This window comes from Salinisphaera sp. RV14 (assembly GCF_052044135.1).
GTDB lineage: Bacteria > Pseudomonadota > Gammaproteobacteria > Nevskiales > Salinisphaeraceae > Salinisphaera.
On record NZ_JBQDYF010000003.1, the window covers coordinates 25,869 to 43,330 of the forward strand.

At 67.6% G+C, this 17,462-nt stretch carries 14 protein-coding genes; 12 read left to right on the forward strand and 2 right to left on the reverse strand.

The window, feature by feature from the left end:
- Positions 1–45: 45 nt before the first annotated feature.
- The 7 genes from ACS8Y6_RS04560 (at position 46) to ACS8Y6_RS04590 (ending at position 8,835) form a co-directional block, all read left to right on the forward strand.
- Entirely contained in the window at positions 46–1,296 is a 1,251-nt protein-coding gene (locus ACS8Y6_RS04560; protein ID WP_440848281.1) for a lipoprotein-releasing ABC transporter permease subunit, read from the forward strand.
- Positions 1,289–1,999 carry a lipoprotein-releasing ABC transporter ATP-binding protein LolD gene (gene lolD / locus ACS8Y6_RS04565; protein ID WP_109994367.1) on the forward strand — a complete coding sequence of 237 codons (711 nt, stop codon included), beginning with the start codon at positions 1,289–1,291 and terminating at the stop codon, positions 1,997–1,999. The genes ACS8Y6_RS04560 and lolD overlap by 8 nt, the downstream gene beginning before the upstream one ends.
- Positions 2,000–2,406: 407 nt before the next feature.
- Complete coding sequence (locus ACS8Y6_RS04570) at positions 2,407–4,698, forward strand: DNA internalization-related competence protein ComEC/Rec2 (RefSeq protein ID WP_440855058.1); 2,292 nt, start codon at positions 2,407–2,409, stop codon at positions 4,696–4,698.
- Positions 4,699–4,854: 156 nt separating this feature from the next.
- Complete coding sequence (gene msbA, locus ACS8Y6_RS04575) at positions 4,855–6,597, forward strand: lipid A export permease/ATP-binding protein MsbA (protein WP_440855059.1); 1,743 nt, start codon at positions 4,855–4,857, stop codon at positions 6,595–6,597.
- Complete coding sequence (lpxK, locus tag ACS8Y6_RS04580) at positions 6,594–7,589, forward strand: tetraacyldisaccharide 4'-kinase (protein ID WP_440848284.1); 996 nt, start codon at positions 6,594–6,596, stop codon at positions 7,587–7,589. The genes msbA and lpxK overlap by 4 nt, the downstream gene beginning before the upstream one ends.
- Positions 7,586–8,329 carry a 3-deoxy-manno-octulosonate cytidylyltransferase gene (gene kdsB, locus ACS8Y6_RS04585; protein WP_440848285.1) on the forward strand — a complete coding sequence of 248 codons (744 nt, stop codon included), beginning with the start codon at positions 7,586–7,588 and terminating at the stop codon, positions 8,327–8,329. The genes lpxK and kdsB overlap by 4 nt, the downstream gene beginning before the upstream one ends.
- Positions 8,326–8,835, forward strand: a complete 510-nt coding sequence (locus ACS8Y6_RS04590) for a low molecular weight protein-tyrosine-phosphatase (RefSeq protein ID WP_440855060.1) — start codon at positions 8,326–8,328, stop codon at positions 8,833–8,835. The genes kdsB and ACS8Y6_RS04590 overlap by 4 nt, the downstream gene beginning before the upstream one ends.
- A 191-nt stretch (positions 8,836–9,026) precedes the next feature.
- Here ACS8Y6_RS04590 and ACS8Y6_RS04595 read toward each other — a convergent pair whose 3' ends face one another.
- Positions 9,027–12,743, reverse strand: a complete 3,717-nt coding sequence (locus ACS8Y6_RS04595; RefSeq protein ID WP_440855061.1) for an Rne/Rng family ribonuclease — start codon at positions 12,741–12,743, stop codon at positions 9,027–9,029.
- Between the two features lie 369 nt (positions 12,744–13,112).
- Between ACS8Y6_RS04595 and ACS8Y6_RS04600 the strand changes: the two genes are divergently transcribed.
- Positions 13,113–13,997 carry an RluA family pseudouridine synthase gene (locus ACS8Y6_RS04600; RefSeq protein WP_440855176.1) on the forward strand — a complete coding sequence of 295 codons (885 nt, stop codon included), beginning with the start codon at positions 13,113–13,115 and terminating at the stop codon, positions 13,995–13,997.
- Positions 13,997–14,665, forward strand: a complete 669-nt coding sequence (locus ACS8Y6_RS04605; RefSeq protein ID WP_440855062.1) for an HAD family hydrolase — start codon at positions 13,997–13,999, stop codon at positions 14,663–14,665. Before ACS8Y6_RS04600 ends, ACS8Y6_RS04605 begins: the two co-directional genes overlap by 1 nt.
- A gap of 1 nt (position 14,666) precedes the next feature.
- Here ACS8Y6_RS04605 and ACS8Y6_RS04610 read toward each other — a convergent pair whose 3' ends face one another.
- Positions 14,667–15,257, reverse strand: a complete 591-nt coding sequence (locus ACS8Y6_RS04610; RefSeq protein ID WP_440848287.1) for a Maf family protein — start codon at positions 15,255–15,257, stop codon at positions 14,667–14,669.
- Positions 15,258–15,398: 141 nt separating this feature from the next.
- Between ACS8Y6_RS04610 and ACS8Y6_RS04615 the strand changes: the two genes are divergently transcribed.
- From ACS8Y6_RS04615 to plsX, 3 genes are all read left to right on the forward strand, one after another.
- A complete protein-coding gene (locus tag ACS8Y6_RS04615; protein WP_440855063.1) occupies positions 15,399–15,923 on the forward strand; it encodes a YceD family protein in 525 nt (174 codons plus the stop codon).
- Between the two features lie 31 nt (positions 15,924–15,954).
- Positions 15,955–16,140, forward strand: coding sequence for a 50S ribosomal protein L32 (gene rpmF, locus ACS8Y6_RS04620; RefSeq protein WP_109994374.1), 186 nt, complete (start codon positions 15,955–15,957; stop codon positions 16,138–16,140).
- 132 nt (positions 16,141–16,272) lie between these two features.
- Positions 16,273–17,295 (forward strand): phosphate acyltransferase PlsX, encoded by a 1,023-nt coding sequence (gene plsX, locus ACS8Y6_RS04625; RefSeq protein WP_440855064.1) that lies wholly within the window; start codon positions 16,273–16,275, stop codon positions 17,293–17,295.
- The last annotated feature ends 167 nt before the right edge of the window (positions 17,296–17,462 follow it).

Here is a 17,462-nt window from a genome sequence, read left to right on the forward strand (position 1 = left end):
TGCGCGGCTGTGCCGATCGTTGTCTGTGTGATTTAATGCGCGGCCATGTTTAGACCACTCGAACTGGCGCTGGGCCTGCGCTACACGCGCGCCAAGCGGCGCAATCATTTTATATCGTTCATCTCGTCGATATCGATGGGCGGGATCGCGCTCGCCGTGATGCTGCTGATCACCGTGTTGTCGGTGATGAACGGGTTCGAGTCGGAGCTGCGCAATCGCATCCTCGGCATGGCCGCGCACGTCGAGATCCAGGCCAACAACGGCGCGCTGCAGGGCTGGCAGGATCTGCGCAAGCAGGTCGACAAGCGGACGCCGCAGCTGGTGGCCTCGGCGCCGTATGTCTCCGGCCAGGGCATGGTGCGCAGTGGCCGTTCGATCTCCGGCACGCTGATTCGCGGCGTGGTGCCCAAGCGCGAGAAGGATGTCTCGGATGTGGCCAGTCATATGGTGGCGGGATCGTTCGATTCGCTGCAGGGCGGCACTTACAACATCATTCTGGGTGTCGATCTGGCCAATCAGCTCGGTGTGGGTGTGGGCGACAATGTCGATCTGCTCATCCCCGAGGCCAACGTCACGCCGGCCGGCATCGTGCCGCGCTTCCGGCGGTTTCATGTCTCCGGCATTTTTTCCGTCGGCATGTACGAATACGACAGTGGCATGGTCCTGATCTCGATGAAGGACGCCCAGACGCTCTATCACATGGGCGACGGCGTGACCGGGCTGCGGCTGCGGCTCAAGGACATGTTCAAGGCGCCGCAGGTCTCGCATCGGCTGTCGCAAATCCTGCCGTATCGCTATCGCGTGACCGACTGGACCCAGCAGAATGCGAACTTCTTCCACGCCATCGCGACCGAGAAGACGATGATGTTCATCATTCTCTCGCTGATCATCGCGGTGGCGGCGTTCAATATCGTGTCCATGCTGGTGATGGTGGTCACCGACAAGCAGGGTGATATCGCGATCCTGCGCACGCTGGGCATGAAACCGAAATCGGTGATGGCGATCTTCATGGTCCAGGGCATGCTGATCGGGGTGATCGGCACCGCGATCGGCGTCGTCCTCGGCGTGCTGCTGTCGATCTACATGGTCGATATCGTGCCGTTCGTGGAGAAGGTGCTGCACACTAACCTGCTGTCGGCCGATGTCTACTACATCAGCCAGCTCAAGGGCGAGCTGCACGAGGCGGACGTGATCCGCATCTCGTGTCTGTCGCTCGTGCTGTCGTTCCTGTCCACGTTGTATCCGGCCTGGCGGGCGGCGCGCGTGCAGCCGGCGGAGGCGCTGCGCTATGAGTGACAACCCTGCGGATTTCGTGCTCTCGGCGAGCCGCCTGAGCAAGACCTTCACCGAAGTGCGCGAGCCGATCACGGTGCTCGACGGTGTGGATCTGGATGTCGCGCCCGGCGCGCGTATCGCGGTCATCGGCGCCTCGGGCTCGGGCAAGTCCACGTTGCTGCATTTGCTCGGCGGGCTCGACGTGCCCACCACCGGCACTGTGCATATCGCCGGCCAGGACATGACGCGCCTGTCCGATGCCGCTCGTGGCCGCCTGCGCAACGAGAAACTGGGATTCATCTATCAGTTCCATCATCTGCTGCCGGAACTGACCACGGTGGAAAACGTGGCCATGCCGCTGATGCTCCGCCGTGGACCGAATGGCCCGGCGCTGACCCGTGCACGTGAGCTGCTGGAGAAGGTGGGTCTCGGCGCGCGGCTGGAGCACAAGCCGACCGAACTGTCCGGCGGTGAACGCCAGCGCGCGGCCGTGGCGCGGGCGCTGGTGACCCAGCCCGCCTGTATCCTGGCCGATGAGCCGACCGGCAATCTGGATCACCGCACGGCGGCGAGCGTGTTCGATCTGATGCTTGAGCTGAACGCCGATCTCGACACCAGTCTGGTCATGGTGACCCACGATCGGCAGCTGGCCCAGCGCATGGACCAGATCTGGACGCTCACCGATGGTCACCTGGCCCCCGCCGAGCTTTCCGAGTTGGTGTGATCGCCGCGGTCTGACCCACTCGGGCGGCCCGGTCCATGCGCCGTTCGGTGCCGTCCCGGCTGGTACCGACCGCGGCGTCGCGCTAGTCTCGATCCCGGAACGGCCGCGCAGCGGCTAGTGTCCTGTCACGGGTATTTTGTCGCATTCAGCGAGGCGGCGCGCGTTCGTGGCAAGGCGCGCCGCGCCGGCCAGGGCATCCCCCTGGCCAAACGGCGCAACGCCGTCCACGGGCGCGCGCCGCCTCGCCCCGCACCCGATATCCCGAAGGGAACGCCTGTGCGCGCCCATCACCGCGTTGCACTCCTTTGCCATAGGCACGCTATGGCGCAGTCGCGCGCCTTGTGCTGGGCCCGCACAGGCGTTCTGAATACGGCAAAATACCCGTGACAGGACACTAGGGGGAAGTGATGGGCCATGGGCCGACCGGCTCGCTGGCGTGGTTTGCCGTGTTCGACGATGTCCGGCTGATCGCCGTCGCCGGCGTGGCGGCCGTCACGGCCGTGTATCAACTGCCCGAACTGCCCAGCCCGGCCTGGTTGCTGGCCCCGCTGCTGCTTTGTATGGCCCGGTTCCCCGGCCGCGCATTATTGGCCGTCGTCGGCACGATGGCGGCCTGGAGCCTGATTCAGGCGCACCACGCCATGGCCGATCGCCTGCCGGCGGCGGCCGATGGCGAGATCGTGTGGTTGACCGGTCATGTGGTCGGTCTACCGGAGGCCGGGCGTTATCGCACACGCTTCGAGATGGCGACGAGCAACCCGGCCCGGCGGCTGCGCCTGTCGTGGTACGGCAAGCCGCCGGCGCTGGCCCCCGGCGATTGCCTGCATGTCCGGGCCAAGCTGTCGACGCCGCACGGCTCGGCCAACCCGGGCGGTTTCGACTACAGCGCCTGGCTCTGGCGCCAGGGGATCGACGCCACCGGCTATGTCCGCGATTCCGCCGCATGCCATGCGGCACCGGTCTGGAGCATCAATCGACTGCGCCATGCTGCGCTGCAACGCCTCGCGCCCATCCTGCAACAGCGGCCCATGCGCGGCCTGATCGAGGCGTTGTCGCTGGGCGTGCGGCAACACATCACCGATGCCCAGTGGGCGACGCTGCGCGCCACCGGCACCACGCATCTGGTGGCGATATCGGGCCTGCATATCGGCCTGATCGCGGGCCTGTTGTTTGCCGTCGCCCGCTGGCTGACGCTGCGTACGCCCGCGGCGCGGCAGGCGCGGCGTGTGGCCGCCGTGGTGGCAATGGCCGGGGCCGTCGGCTATGCCGCGCTGGCCGGCTGGGCGCTGCCCACCCAGCGCGCGGTGATCATGGCGGCCGTATTGTTGGCTGCGGTGGTGGCCGAACGCGATATCGGCGCCAGCCGGGCGCTGGCCTGGGCGGCGTTGATCGTGGTGCTGTGGCATCCGGCCTCGGTGATCGCGCCCGGGTTCTGGCTGTCGTTTGCGGCGGTCGCATGGTTGATCTGGATCGCGACCCTGGTGGACGGGGCCTGGTGGCGCAAGGCGCTGTACTTCCAGCTCGGTCTGGTGGCCGTGCTGATGCCGCTCACGCTCTGGTTCTTTGGCCAGGCGTCGCTGGTGGCGCCGCTGGTCAACGCGCTCCTGATCCCGGCGGCCAGCCTCGCGGTACCGCTCGTGCTCTTGGGCGGGGTCGCCGCGCTGGTGGCGCCGGCCGGTGCGGGCGGCTGGTTGCTGGCCAAGATCGCCGCGGCGCTGGCCGCGCTGTGGCCGGGTCTGGAATGGGCGGCGCAATGGCCGCTGGCGTCATTCCATCACGTGCTGCCGGGCGGGCTGGCGCTCGTCCTTGCCATCACTGCCCTGTTGCTGGCGGCCGTGCCGGTGCCGTGGCGAATTCGTGCGCTCGGCGCAATGCTCATTCTGCCGGCGGTCATTGGTTGGCGCCCGTCCGGTCAGGCCATCGCGCCCGGCCGTTTTCGCCTGACCGTGCTCGATGTCGGACAGGGGCTGGCGAGTGTGGTTCGCACCGCGCATCACACGCTGGTGTTCGACGCGGGACCGGCGTACCGCACAGGTTTCGATGCCGGCGCCATGATCGTGCTGCCGTATTTGCGCCAGGTCGGGCGGCTTGAAATCGACCGGCTGCTGATCAGCCACGGCGACATGGATCATGTCGGCGGCGCAGCGGCGGTCATGGCGCAGGCTGAGGTATTGCATCGCCAGGGCGCGCACAGCGGGGATCCGTGCCGCGCCGGTCAGCATTGGCGGTGGGACGGTGTGGATTTCGACCTGCGCTATCCCAGCGAGGCCGAAGCCGCCGACGCACATGACAGCAATGAGTATTCCTGTGTGCTGCGGATTCATGCGCCGGGCGCGAGTGTGCTCATGACCGGCGACATCGAGGCCCCGGGCGAGCGGGCGCTGCTGGAACGGGAAGGCGAAGCGATCGCGAGCGATGTCCTGGTGGTGCCGCACCATGGCAGCACGACCTCGTCTTCGCCGGCATTCATCAACGCAGTGGACCCGGCGGTGGCGCTGGTATCCGCCGGCTGGCACAACCGCTGGGGGTTCCCGCGGCCGGCGGTGGTGTCCCGCTATCGAGCGCGCGGCATCGAGCTGTTCAATACCGCGACCGCCGGGGCGCTGGAGGTGGCGTGGCCGGCGCCGCATGCGCCGCGGGTGACGCGTTGGCGCTGGCAGCACCGTCGTTTCTGGCAGCAGCCGCGGCCCGGCGGGTAGCCCCTCGGCAACTGCATGATTATCATGCGCGTTCACGGCAGCGGCCGTGGGAGCGGCCATGGCGAGCCATGCAGCGGCTCGTCCGAGCCAGCCGGCTGCCGCGAGCCGGGGCGACAGGGAGCAGTCCAGTTGGCGCGCAACAGCATCGAAACCGATATGCCGATCGGGGAAATCTATCCTCGTCTGCTGCGCTACACCTGGCGCTACAAGCACTGGCTGGCTTTCGCGGGCGCCGGCATGGCGGTGTACGCCGGTGCCGACACGGCCCTGATCTATATCCTCAAGCCGCTGCTGGACGGCAGCATCGTGCATCGCGATCCGTGGATGATCCGCTGGATCCCGGTCTTCATCCTGGGCCTGTTCGTCGGTCGCGGCATCGCCGGCTTCGTGGCCAGTTATTGCATGGCCTGGGTCGCCAACCACGTGGTCTACAACGTGCGCTCGGACGTGTTCGAGAAGTTCCTGCGCCTGCCGGCGAGTTTCTTCGACCGTCATACCACCGGCCGCACGACGGCGATGCTGACGTATTACACGAGCCAGATCTCCGGGGCGGCCACCAGCGCGATCACCATCGTCATCCAGGACACCCTGCGCATCGTGGGGTTCACGCTGCTGATGTTCTGGGTCAACTGGTCGCTGGCGCTGATCACGCTCCTGGTGGGCCCGATCATTGCGTTGATCGTCAATCATGTGTCGAGGCGATTCCGGCGCTACAGCGCCACCATTCAGCAGTCGATGGGCGACATCACGCACATCAGCGAGGAGGCGCTGACCGGCCAGCGCGTGGTCAAGGTCTTCGGTGGCGAGGACCAGGAGCGCGATGCGTTCGAGCGGGTCAACCGCCGCAATCGGCAGGTGTCGATGCGCAAGGCCACCACGAGCGCGGCGAGCATACCGGTGATTCAGTTCATTGCGGCCATTGCCATTGCGTTCGTGGTCGCGGTGGCGGTGCACAACACCGGCGGCGGCGTGATGACGCCGGGCGATCTGGCCACCTTCTTCGGCGCCATGATGGGGACGATGGGCCCGATCAAGCGCCTCACCGGGGTCAATGCCACGATTCAGGCGGGGATGGCGGCCGCGGGTGCGATTTTCGAATTGATCGACGAGCCGGGCGAGCCCGACCGCGGCACGCGCCGCCTGGCGCGCGCCGCGGGCCGGATCGATGTGGCGAATGTATCATTTCGTTATCCGGGCGGTGATCACGACGTGCTGGACGACATCAGCTTCCATGTGGAACCGGGGCAGACGGTGGCGTTCGTGGGCCGCTCGGGTAGCGGCAAGTCGACGCTGCTGTCGTTGCTGCCGCGCTTCTACGATATCCAGACGGGGCGGATCGCACTCGACGATGTGCCCATTGCGGACTACCGGCTGGCCGACTTGCGGCGCCAGATCAGCCTGGTCGACCAGAACGTGGTGTTGTTCAACGACACGATTGCCGCCAACATCGCCTACGGCGCGCTCGGCGACACCCGGCGCGGGATGATCGAAGACGCCGCGCGTCGCGCCTACGCGGCTGACTTCATCGAATCACTGCCCGCGGGCTACGACACGCTTGTGGGGCAGAACGGCCTGATGCTCTCCGGCGGCCAGCGACAGCGTGTGGCGATCGCGCGCGCGCTGCTCAAGAATGCCCCGATCCTGATCCTCGACGAAGCCACCTCGGCCCTGGACACGGAGTCGGAGAAGGCGATCCAGAAGGGGCTCGACAACCTCATGCGCGATCGCACCACCCTGGTGATCGCGCATCGCCTGTCGACCATCCAGGATGCCGACCGCATCGTGGTGATGCACGATGGCCGGGTGGTCGAGCAGGGCAGCCACGCGGAACTGATGGCGCATGCCGGTCATTATCGGGGCCTGCACGACATCCAGTTCGCACGTCCGGACGGGGCGTGAGCCGATCGCGGTGGTCGGTAGCGATCGAGCGGCGCTGGTATGGTGCGCATGCGCCCTGGGCGCTGGTGCCGCTGGCCGTACTCTACGGCATGATCGTGGCCGGCCGCCGGATGGCGTACCGGCGGGGCTGGCGGGCCGCGCAACGCGTGGCGCGGCCGGTGCTCGTGGTGGGCAACATCAGCGTCGGCGGCAGCGGCAAGACGCCGCTCACACTGGCCGTCATTGCACGCGCGCGCGCGCTCGGGCTGCGCCCCGGGCTGGTCGCGCGCGGCTATGGCGGGCACGCCGCGCATTATCCGCTGACGGTACGCGCCGACACGCGACCCGCCGAGGGCGGCGACGAGCCGGTCCTGATTGCACAGCGCGCCGGCATCCCGGTGGTGGTCGATCCGGACCGGGTGGCCGCGGCGCGGCATCTGATCGCCGGGCACGATGTCGACCTGGTCATTGCCGACGATGGCTTGCAGCACTATCGGCTGGCGCGCGACGCCGAGATCGCCGTGCGGGACGCGCGCCGCGGCTATGGTAACGGCTGGCTGCTGCCGGCCGGGCCCCTGCGCGAGCCGACAAGCCGTCTGGCTCGGGTCGATCTGGAGTGTGTCCAGGGCGCGGGTCGCGATTTCTGGCTCGAGCCGGGCCGGGCGCGTTCGCTGCGCGATGGCCGGATGGCGGCGCTGGAGAGCTTTCGCGGCACGACGGTGCATGCCGTGGCCGGCATCGGCGAGCCGGCGCGATTTTTCGATATGCTCGAAGCCGCCGGTCTCGACGTGATTCGGCATGCCGCACCCGATCACCATCGTTACCGGCGCGCCGATCTCGCGTTCGGCGACGATCGGCCCGTCTTGATGACCGAAAAGGATGCGGTGAAATGCACGCGCTTCGGCGACCGCGACCTCTGGGCCGTGCCGGTCACCACGCGCTTGTCGCCGGATTGTACGAACGACATCGATGCGTTACTGCGGCGCATCGTTCCCATGCAGGAGCACGAATGAATTTTCACGTCGTCATTCCGGCCCGACTGGCCAGTACGCGTCTTCCGGGCAAGGTGCTGCGCGAGATCGCGGGCCGGCCGATGGTCGAGCACGTCTGTCGGGCCGCGTCGGCGAGTTCCGCGGCTTCGGTGATCGTGGCGACCGATTCGGCGGAAATCGCGGCGGCGGTCGAGCGGGCCGGCGCGCGGGCGGTCATGACGCGCCCGGAGCACAGCTGTGGGAGTGATCGCATCGCGGAGGTGGTGGCAGGGGCGCAGTGGGCGGCCGACGCGATCGTGGTCAATGTGCAGGCGGATGAGCCCATGATGCCGCCTGCCTTGATCGATCAGGTGGCACAGGCGCTGCACGACGATCCCGGCGCCGCGATGGCCACGGCCGCGACGCCGATTGCCAGCGCCGAGGATTTTCGCAACCCGAACATCGTGAAGGTGGTGGCCGCGAGAGGACGCGCGCTGTATTTCAGCCGGGCGCCGATTCCCTATCACCGCGACAGCGGCAACACCGCCTTCGAGGGCGCGGCCCAGCGCCATCTCGGCATCTACGCCTACCGGGTCGACGCCCTGCGGACCTTCGCCGCCACCGCGCCCGGTTTTCTCGAGCGCCATGAATCGCTGGAGCAGCTGCGCGCCTTCGATATCGGGCTGCCGATCGCATTGGTTGATGCCGTGGCCCTGCCGGGGCCCGGGGTCGACACCGAAGCCGATCTCGCCCTCGTGACACAGCGGATGCAGGGCGCATGAGCGGGCTCGAGAACAACGCCGAAATGCGTGTCCTGTTCGTGTGCCTCGGCAATATCTGCCGATCGCCCACGGCCGAAGGCATCATGAGACGCCGCCTCGACGCGGCGGGTCTGGCCGGGCGTGTGGTGGTGGATTCCGCCGGCACCGGGCCGTGGCACGTGGGGGAGCCGCCGGATCGGCGCGCCATGGCGGCGGCCGCTGCCCGCGGCTACGATCTCAGCCGCCTGCGCGGGCGGCAGGTATCGCCGGTCGATCTGGCGGCCTTCGATTATGTGATTGCCATGGATGAGAGCAATCGGGCCGATCTTCGGGCCATGGCCGATGGTCGTCGCGAATTGCTGGACAGAATCGCCCTGCTCGGCGACTTCAGCGCCGAATACCGGGGCCAGCCCGTGGGCGACCCGTATTACGGCGGCGCGGGTGGATTCGATCGTGTACTGAACATGATCGAAACCTGTATCGAGGGGCTGATCGTCGATATCAGCGGGCGTCTCGTCGCACGCTGAGCCCGACCGGGCAACCGGCCCGCGCTTGCCGCTATTGAAACAGGCGCTCAAGGGGCCGGCTGCGTGCTATGTCTCGTTACGTCAATTCATCGTCTGGTGTCGGTGCCTTGCCGTGCCGCGCGCGGCACGCGGCACGACAAGGCAGGCCCGATGCCGGGCGCGAACCGATGCAACGGCCATCTGCCCCGCGATCAGCGGGGCTTTTCCGGGCTTTCGTCTGCCTTGTCCGCAGACGCGGCCGGGGTATCGTCCGGCTGGGTTTTCTCGCCGTCCTGCGTCGTGGTCCCGGCTTCGGTATCGGCTCCGTGCGCGGCGTGCGGCGCCTGCTCGGAACGCGTTTCCACCTGCGTCAGTTCGGGCTCGGCGGGGGACGCCGCCTCAACGACCGCCGATGCCGCGACGCGCGTGGCAGCGGCGGCAACCGGTTCGTCGTCGGCCGACGCGGTCGCGGCCTCATCGTGCGCCGCCTCGGTCGATGCGTCGGCGACGCGGTCTTCGGTCTCGGGCTGCGATGTCGCCGCCGCACTGGTTTCGACCTGCTGCAGGCGGGCGCGCTCATCGTTGCCCGGTTGCGTAGCGCCGGTCGGCGACGCGGTGTCGGACGCATGCCCGGCTTCGTCTGCTTTCACCTCGTGGGCGTTCGTGGCCGGCGTCACGTCATCAACGCGTGCCGACGGGGTCTGCGAAGCGCTCGACGCGTCCGGCGTGGCGGCCGTGGCCGGGGTGTCGACCGGTTTGCCGGCGGCCTCGCCCGACTCGGACACGGCGGCCGACTCCTCGGCGCTGGCAGCCGGCGCTTCCTGCGGCGTCTTGTTCGGCTCGGCCGGCGCGGCGGCCTGGCCATCCGTGTCCTCACTGGCGGCCGCCTTGCTGGCGGTCGAACGCCGACGTTTCGGCTTGCTCTTGCGTGGCTTGTCGGCAATCTCGCTCGAATCCGCCGTCGTGCCGTCGTCCTGGCCGGCGGCCGGCGCGCTCGGCGCGTCTTCGCCCGGGGTAGCGTCCGCCGTATCGGCGGCGCTCGAAGCCTTGGCCCGCCGGCGGCGTTTGGGCTTGTCCGGCTTGCCACCCTCGGGTTCGGTTTTCGGTGCCGCGGGGGTGTCGTTGTCATTCTGGCTGGCGCTGCGGGCGTTATCGCTCGCGGTCACGGCCGACCAGGGCTTGTCCTCGACTTCGGGAAGCGTCGCCCTGGGCTGGCGTTTTGTGCCGTTCTGGCCATCGGCACCCCGATCCGGCCTGTCCTCACTGGCCTGGGCATCGCCCCGGTTTCGTTTCGAAGACGTATCCGCCGATCCCTCGGCCTTCCGGTCTGCCGCGGGCGTGTTGTCGTCGTCGCCCCCGGCCATCTCGGCTTCGCCTGCGTCGGAACGGGGCCGGGTCTGCGCGGCCTGCGCGTGCTGATCCGCGCCCGACGCCTCGTCTTCGGTGCTTGCCGCGCCGTTAGCGGTATCGCTCGTCGTGGCCGCCTTCTGTTCGTCGGTGTCGTTGTCCGTGCCGCCACCGCGCTTGCGGCCACCGCGCCGGCCGCGGCCGCCGCGCCGACGGCGCCGGCCGCGCTTGGCTTCGCCCGATCCGGTGTTGTCATCGGCGCCCGATGCGTCGTTGTTCGTCCGGTTCGGCTCGTCGCTGGCCTGATCGGCGTCGTCGGTCTTCGGCTCCGGCTTGCGGCTCGCGCTATTGTCCGCGCGCTTGTTGCCCTGCGCGGACTGTTTGGCCTGCGCTTCGGCGGCCTTGCTGCGTGAATTGTCGGCGTCCTTGCGTGCCGCGGCGGCCTTGTCGCGGTTGCTCTGGGCCGTGTCCTCGGCCGGTTTGTCGGACTTCCCGGCGTCCTGCTTCGGCGCCGCCTTGTCCGCATTCTGGCCCGGACTCTGCTTCGACGACTGGCCGTTGCTGTCCTCGTCGCGACTGCGGTTGCGCCCGCCACGCCGACGATTGCCATTCCGGCTGTTGCCACTCCGGCTGTTGCCGGTGCCGCGGTTGTTGTCGTCATTCCGCGACTTGTCGCCGCGCGCATTTGTCTTCGCGTTGCCGTCGCCGGATTCCGCGCGCCGGCCGGCCGACTCGTCGCCGGACTTCGCGTCCGCGCCGCGGCGGCGCTGGTCGTGTTCGGTTTTCTGCGTGGTTGTCTCGCGGCTGGCCGGGCCCGAGCCTGAGGCGCCGAGATCGGCCTCGCCGCTGAAGATGCGCCGAAGCGCGTCCCAGAGCTGCTGCCATGGGGTCATGGTGGCGGCCGGCTCGGGTGTTGCCGCCGGCGGCGGGGTGCTGGCGCCGGCGGTGGTGCTGGCGGGCTCGCTGCGCTCGATGACCGGCGCATCGGGACGGGCGACGCGCTTGACCGCGGGCTCCTCGCGGGCCTTGCGCGTACTGGCCTGGTGATCGGGCTCCGCCGGTTTTTCGATATCGACCTGGGTGTCGATCTTGTAGCTGGCGGCGTTGTTGTCTTCTTCGGTGAGCTGGTCGCCGCGGACGCGCCGGATCTCGTAGTGCGGCGTTTCGAGTTCGTTGTTGGGAACCAGCGTGATCCGGGTCTTGGCGCGCCGTTCGACGTCCGCCAGATCGCTGCGCTTTTCGTTGAGCAGGAAGCTCGCGACCGGGATCGGCAACTGCACGATCACGCGGCCCGTACCCGGCTTCATCGCCTCCTCTTCCAGCAAGCGGAGGATCGACAGCGACAGCGATTCGACGCTGCGGATCGAGCCGCGGCCGAGGCAGCGCGGGCAGACCTGGCTGGAGTATTCGGACAGCGACGGCTTGAGCCGCTGGCGCGACATCTCCAGCAGGCCGAAGCGCGATATCCGCCCGATCTGGACGCGCGCGCGATCGGCCTTGGCCGCCTGCTTGAGGCGATTCTCGACTTCGCGCTGGTTCTTCGCGCTCTCCATGTCGATGAAATCGATCACCACCAGGCCGCCGAGATCGCGAATGCGCAGCTGACGCGCGACTTCCTCGGCCGCCTCGACGTTGGTGTTGAAGGCCGTTTCCTCGATGCCGGCGCCCTTGGTGGCGCGTGCCGAGTTGATGTCGACCGAGGTCATGGCTTCGGTGTGATCGATTACGATCGAACCGCCGGAGGGCAGGGTGACCTCGCGCTCGAAGGCGGATTCGATCTGCGACTCGACCTGGAAACGCGAGAACAGCGGCGTTTCATCGGTGTATTGCTTGAGCTTGTTCAGGGCGTGCGGCATGACCTGCTGCATGAACTCGCGCCCGGTCTCGTAGACCTCGGGCTGGTCGATGACGACCTCGCCGATATCATCGCGCAGGTAATCGCGCAGCGCGCGGATGATGACGTTGGATTCCTGGTAGATCAGGAACGGCGCCTTGCGCGCGTCCGCCGCATCGTTGATCGCTTTCCAGACGTGCGCGAGATAGTCCAGATCCCACTGCAGTTCCTCGGCGCAGCGGCCGACCCCGGCGGTGCGCACGATCACGCCCATGCCCTCGGGCACCTGGACTTCGTTGAGTGCTTCGCGCAGCTCGTTACGCTCCTCGCCCTCGATGCGACGGGACACGCCGCCCGCCCGCGGGTTGTTCGGCATGAGCACCAGATAGCGCCCGGCGAGGCTGATGTAGGTGGTGAGCGCGGCCCCCTTGTTGCCGCGTTCCTCCTTCTCCACCTGGACAATGACTTCCTGGCCTTCGGATAGCGTCGCCTTGCCGTTGCCGTCCGCTTTCTCGTAGTAGGACTTGGCGACTTCCTTGAGCGGCAGGAACCCGTGGCGATTGCCACCGTAATCGATGAAGGCGGCCTCCAGGCTGGGCTCGACCCGGGTTACGCGTCCCTTGTAGACATTGGCCTTGCGTTGTTCTCTAGAACCGACCTCGATGTCGAGGTCATGCAGTTTCTGTCCATCGACGATGGCCACCCGCAGCTCTTCCGGCTGGGTGGCGTTGACCAAAATACGTTTCATGGATTGGGATCCAGTGGCGCGCTCGACTGGCGACCCGGGCGCGGCGCGTATGGACGCGTTGCCACGCGGCCGACCGCGACGTACCCCGCGCACACTCGCCAAGCATCGCGGCAAGCAGAATGGGGACTACGGCGGTCAGACAGGAGCGCATAAGATGAATGGATAACTCAAGAATCGGGAACCGCTGAGCGAACGTGCCGTGATAGGCTTTCAACCGTTACGCACCAGCGTGTTCGAAATAACTGTCGGTCAGCGCTCGCTGGCTACATCGACTTCCGATGTGCCGCGTATGCGCGACCTTGGGAGTGTAATCTGACAACGCAGCGGCCTCAAGTACGACATGTTCGGGTGCACGCCAACGACGACGGCATGCGGCTGGATAATTTTTTGCTGCGTGAATTCAAAAACGTGCCGAAATCGCGCGTTTACAAAATCATTCGCAGCGGTGAAGTGCGCGTGAACAAGGGCCGGGCCAGGCCCGGGACCCGGCTCGTCGAAGCCGACGATGTGCGTATTCCGCCGGTCCACCAGGCCCCCAAGGCCGACCCGGGGCGGCCGCCCGACGCGCTGATGGACAAGGTCAACGCCGCGGTCGTGGCCGAAACCGCCGATTATCTGGTGTTCGCCAAGCCGGCGGGGCTGGCCGTGCATGCCGGCAGCGGCCTGCGCTTCGGGTTGATCGAAGTGCTGCGGGCCGCACGCCCCGGCCAGTATTTCGAGCTCGTGCATCGCCTCGACCGGCAGACCAGCGGCTGTCTGCTGGTGGCGCGTTCCCGCGCCGCGCTCGACGATCTGCGGGCCGGCCTCAACGACGCGTCGGCGACCAAGCGCTACATCGCTCTGGTCGAGGGGCGGTGGCCCCACGGCACGATCGAGGTCGATGCGCCGCTGTCGCGCGATGTGGAGCGCGCCGGCGAGCGCGTGGTCACGGTCGATCACGACGGCGGACGGGCCAGCCTGTCGCGCTTCGCCCCGGCCGAGTTCTATGCCGACGCCACGCGTATGGACGTCGAGATCCGGACCGGCCGCACGCACCAGATCCGGGTGCACGCGGCGCACTGCGGTCATCCCGTGGCCGCCGACGACAAGTACGGCCCGAACGCGCGGACCAGTCGCTGGCGTGATCGGGGCCTGGCGCGGCTGGCGCTGCACGCGGCCTCGGTACGGCTGCATTTCGATGGGCGGCCGCATGTCTTCGAGGCACCGCTCGCGCCCGATCTGGCAGCGGTCTTCGACCGCCTGGGGCGAGCGTGATGGCGCGCGATTACCAGCTGATCATATTCGACTGGGACGGCACGCTCATGGATTCGGCCGGCGAGCTTGTCGGCACCCTGCAGCAGGCGATTCAGGATACCGGCCTGCCCGAGCGCACGCCGGCCCAGATGCGCGAGCTCGTCGGCCTCGGTATCCAGGAGGTGCTGGGGCGACTGTTTCCGGAGCTGGATCCGGTCCGGGTGCGCGATCGCATCAGCCAGTATCGCCAGCGCTACGGTTGGCCACGCGCGGCACCGCGACTGTTCGAGGGCGCGCGCGAGGCGCTGGTCCATCTCGGCGAGCAGGGGATCGAGCTGGCCGTGGCGACCGGAAAGAACCGGCGCGGGCTGGATCGCGCGATGCACGCAACCGATTCGAAGGGGCTGTTTCGCATCACCCGTTGCGCGGATGAGTCGGTGCCCAAGCCGGCGCCCAACATGATCGACGACATCCTGCTGCGCACGGCAACCGAACCCGAGGCGGCGCTGATGGTCGGCGATACCGAATACGACATGGTGATGGCGCGCGCCGCGGGCGTCGACGGGCTCGCCGTGCGTTGCGGCGTGCACGATGAAATCCGCCTGCGCCGCGCGGGCGCAATCGACGTGATCGCGGATGTACGGGCGTTGCCGGCCTGGTTGGCCGCCGGTAAAACCGGGGCGCCCTGAGTCAGGGCAGGGCAATGCCGGCCTCGGCGAGCAGCCGGCGCAGGCCGATCAGCGGCAACCCCACCAGGGCGCTGGGGTCGCTGGATTCGATCGCCGCCACCAGGGTGATGCCGAGGCCTTCGGACTTGAGGCTGCCGGCCGTGGCGGTGACATCCTCGGCCGCCACATAGCGCGCGATCTCGGCATCGTCCAGCTCGCGAAACCGGGTGGTCACGGTTTCGAGGTGCAGGCGCGGCTCGGCGAACGCCGGCGCGCAGACGCACAGCCCGGTATGAAAGAGCACGCGCTTGCCCGACTGCCACCTTAATTGTTCGCGCGCGCGGGCGGCGGTGCCCGGCTTGCCCAGAATGTATCCATCGACGTCGGCAACCTGGTCGCTGCCGATGACCACCGCTTCGGGCCAGTCGGCGGCCACCTTCTCGGCCTTGGCCCGGGCCAGGCGGCAGGCCAGCGCGTCGCCGGACTCGCCGGCGTGCGCGGTCTCGTCGACATCGGGCGAGGTGGCCTCGAAGGGCAGGCCGATCTGTTGCAGCAGCTGGCGGCGCCAGACCGAGCTGGAGGCCAGAATCACGTGGGGGCGATGCGCGCTCATGAGCGTGTGGGATTGAAAATGACGCAAGCGAGCATAAAGCAAGCGACCGCACGGCCGGATACGACCGGTCGCCCGGGCGAAAAGCTTTGACTTGCGGCGGCTTGCACCCTATTATCGCGCGCCATGTCGTCGGGGCAACAAATGACGCGGCGAATAGACTATCGCCGCCGGGCGGTCGACAAGGCGCGCCTGACCGGCCGTTTGTCGTTGTCGGCGTTGCCTCGGACCCGTGCCGTCGTGGCCGAGGCGTCGGATGCGCCGGTTGAGGCGTCGTTGTTGCTCGACGAGGATAACCAGCGACGGGTGGTGCTGACCGGGCGAGTGCGCACGACACTCATGCTGCCGTGTCAGCGTTGCCTGCAGCCCACCGCCCAGGCGATGGATGTCCACGTGGCGGGCATCGTCGTCGCAAGTGACGAGGCCGCGGCCGCCGTGCCGCGCGAGTGGGAGCCGATTCTGAGCGAAGGCGATATGCTGGATGTGCATGCGCTGATCGACGATGAACTCCTGCTCGCGCTGCCGATGATCGTGCAGTGCGACCGCCCGGTATGCCGGGCGGCCTACGACACCGAACAGAAAGCGCCGGAGAACAGTCCGGCGCCAGACAAACCGAACCCGTTCGCGGCGTTGGCATCGCTCAAGCGCGATGACGATGAGCCGCGGTAGACCCCGATCCGGATAACCCAAAGGCAGTGCTATGGCCGTCCAACAAAACCGTAAATCCCGTTCGAAGCGTGACAAGCGTCGCAACACGCATGCGAGCATGGATCGTCCGACGCTGTCGATCGACCCGACCACGGGCGAGACGCATCGTCGTCACCACGTGACCCGCGACGGTTTCTACCGTGGCCGGCGCGTGGTCGAGACCGGCGACGACGTCTAGAGTTTTCCGCGCGCGTCATCGTATCCAGCCGATAGCGCGGCGTCCGGGTGACGGGCGCTGCGCGGTATCGCGTTGAACATGGGGCGAGGGGATGAAACAAGTGCAGCGACCGCTGGCGATCACGTGTCCGGCATGATTCGTATCGCCGTTGACGCGATGAGTGGCGACCATGGCAGTGCCGTGGCCGTCGAAGCGGCGATCGCCAGCCTGCGTCGGCACGAGGACATCGTGCTGAAACTGGTGGGTGATGCGGCGGCGCTCGAGGCACAGATCGCGGATCGCGGGCGGCGTCAGAAAAGCGATGCCGTGCTCGATCGTCTCGAGGTCGTGCATGCCGGCGAGGTCGTCGACATGTGCGAGTCGCCTGCGCGCGCGTTGCGCCAGAAAAAAGACTCCTCCATGCGCGTGGCGGTCAATCTGGTGCACAGCGGTGAGGCCGATGCCTGCGTATCGGCGGGCAATACCGGCGCGCTGATGGCCACTGCCCGGTTCGTACTCAAGACGCTCTCCGGCATCGATCGGCCGGCGATCATTTCGCCGATTCCCTCGCGCGACGGGCACACCCTGATGCTGGATTTGGGCGCGAGTGCCGAGAGCACGCCCGAGCAGCTGTTCCAGTTCGCGGTCATGGGCGCCGTGCTTGCGAGTGCGGTGCACGGGATCGAGCATCCGCGCGTCGGGTTGCTCAACATCGGCGCCGAGGAAATCAAGGGCAATCAGCAGATCAAGGACGCCGGCCGGCTGCTCGCGGCAAGCGGACTGAACTACATCGGCTTTGTCGAAGGTGACGATATCTATATCGGCGATGTGGATGTGGTGGTCTGTGATGGTTTCGTCGGCAATGTAGCGCTCAAGACCAGCGAGGGCCTGGGCAAGCTGATCGCCCAGTATCTGCGTGAGGAGTTCGCGCGCAACTGGCTGACCAAGGCCTCGGCGGTTCTGGCCATGCCCGTGCTTCGGGCGTTTCGCAGCCGTGTCGACCCGCGCCAGTACAACGGCGCTACGCTGGTGGGGCTGCAGGCGACCGTGGTCAAATCTCATGGCGATGCCGACGCGACGGCATTTGCCAGCGCGATCGGCGTCGCGCGGCTCGAGGTGGCGCAGGGCGTGCCGCGCCGGATTCGTCAGCAGTTGGCGCATAACCTCGGCGAATAGGCCGGATTTCGCGCGATTCGAGGGTGCGGGCCGGATCCTTGATCGAGCGATTGATTCACGGCCTTCCTGCCCCTATATCTGTAGCCGTTGATGGTTGCGGATCGCATAATCGGATCGAAGATGGCCTGCACGGCCGGCGTGAATGCCGCGTGTTCGGTGCCGCCATG

Bases quoted from the DNA above. Each gene is read 5' to 3' on its own strand.
- ACS8Y6_RS04560 (WP_440848281.1), top strand. From the start codon at position 46: ATGTTTAGACCACTCGAACTGGCGCTGGGCCTGCGCTACACGCGCGCC.
- lolD (WP_109994367.1), top strand. From the start codon at position 1,289: ATGAGTGACAACCCTGCGGATTTCGTGCTCTCGGCGAGCCGCCTGAGC.
- ACS8Y6_RS04570 (WP_440855058.1), top strand. From the start codon at position 2,407: ATGGGCCATGGGCCGACCGGCTCGCTGGCGTGGTTTGCCGTGTTCGAC.
- msbA (WP_440855059.1), top strand. From the start codon at position 4,855: ATGCCGATCGGGGAAATCTATCCTCGTCTGCTGCGCTACACCTGGCGC.
- kdsB (WP_440848285.1), top strand. From the start codon at position 7,586: ATGAATTTTCACGTCGTCATTCCGGCCCGACTGGCCAGTACGCGTCTT.
- ACS8Y6_RS04590 (WP_440855060.1), top strand. From the start codon at position 8,326: ATGAGCGGGCTCGAGAACAACGCCGAAATGCGTGTCCTGTTCGTGTGC.
- ACS8Y6_RS04595 (WP_440855061.1), bottom strand. From the start codon at position 12,743: ATGAAACGTATTTTGGTCAACGCCACCCAGCCGGAAGAGCTGCGGGTG.
- ACS8Y6_RS04600 (WP_440855176.1), top strand. From the start codon at position 13,113: ATGCGGCTGGATAATTTTTTGCTGCGTGAATTCAAAAACGTGCCGAAA.
- ACS8Y6_RS04605 (WP_440855062.1), top strand. From the start codon at position 13,997: ATGGCGCGCGATTACCAGCTGATCATATTCGACTGGGACGGCACGCTC.
- ACS8Y6_RS04610 (WP_440848287.1), bottom strand. From the start codon at position 15,257: ATGAGCGCGCATCGCCCCCACGTGATTCTGGCCTCCAGCTCGGTCTGG.
- ACS8Y6_RS04615 (WP_440855063.1), top strand. From the start codon at position 15,399: ATGACGCGGCGAATAGACTATCGCCGCCGGGCGGTCGACAAGGCGCGC.
- rpmF (WP_109994374.1), top strand. From the start codon at position 15,955: ATGGCCGTCCAACAAAACCGTAAATCCCGTTCGAAGCGTGACAAGCGT.
- plsX (WP_440855064.1), top strand. From the start codon at position 16,273: ATGATTCGTATCGCCGTTGACGCGATGAGTGGCGACCATGGCAGTGCC.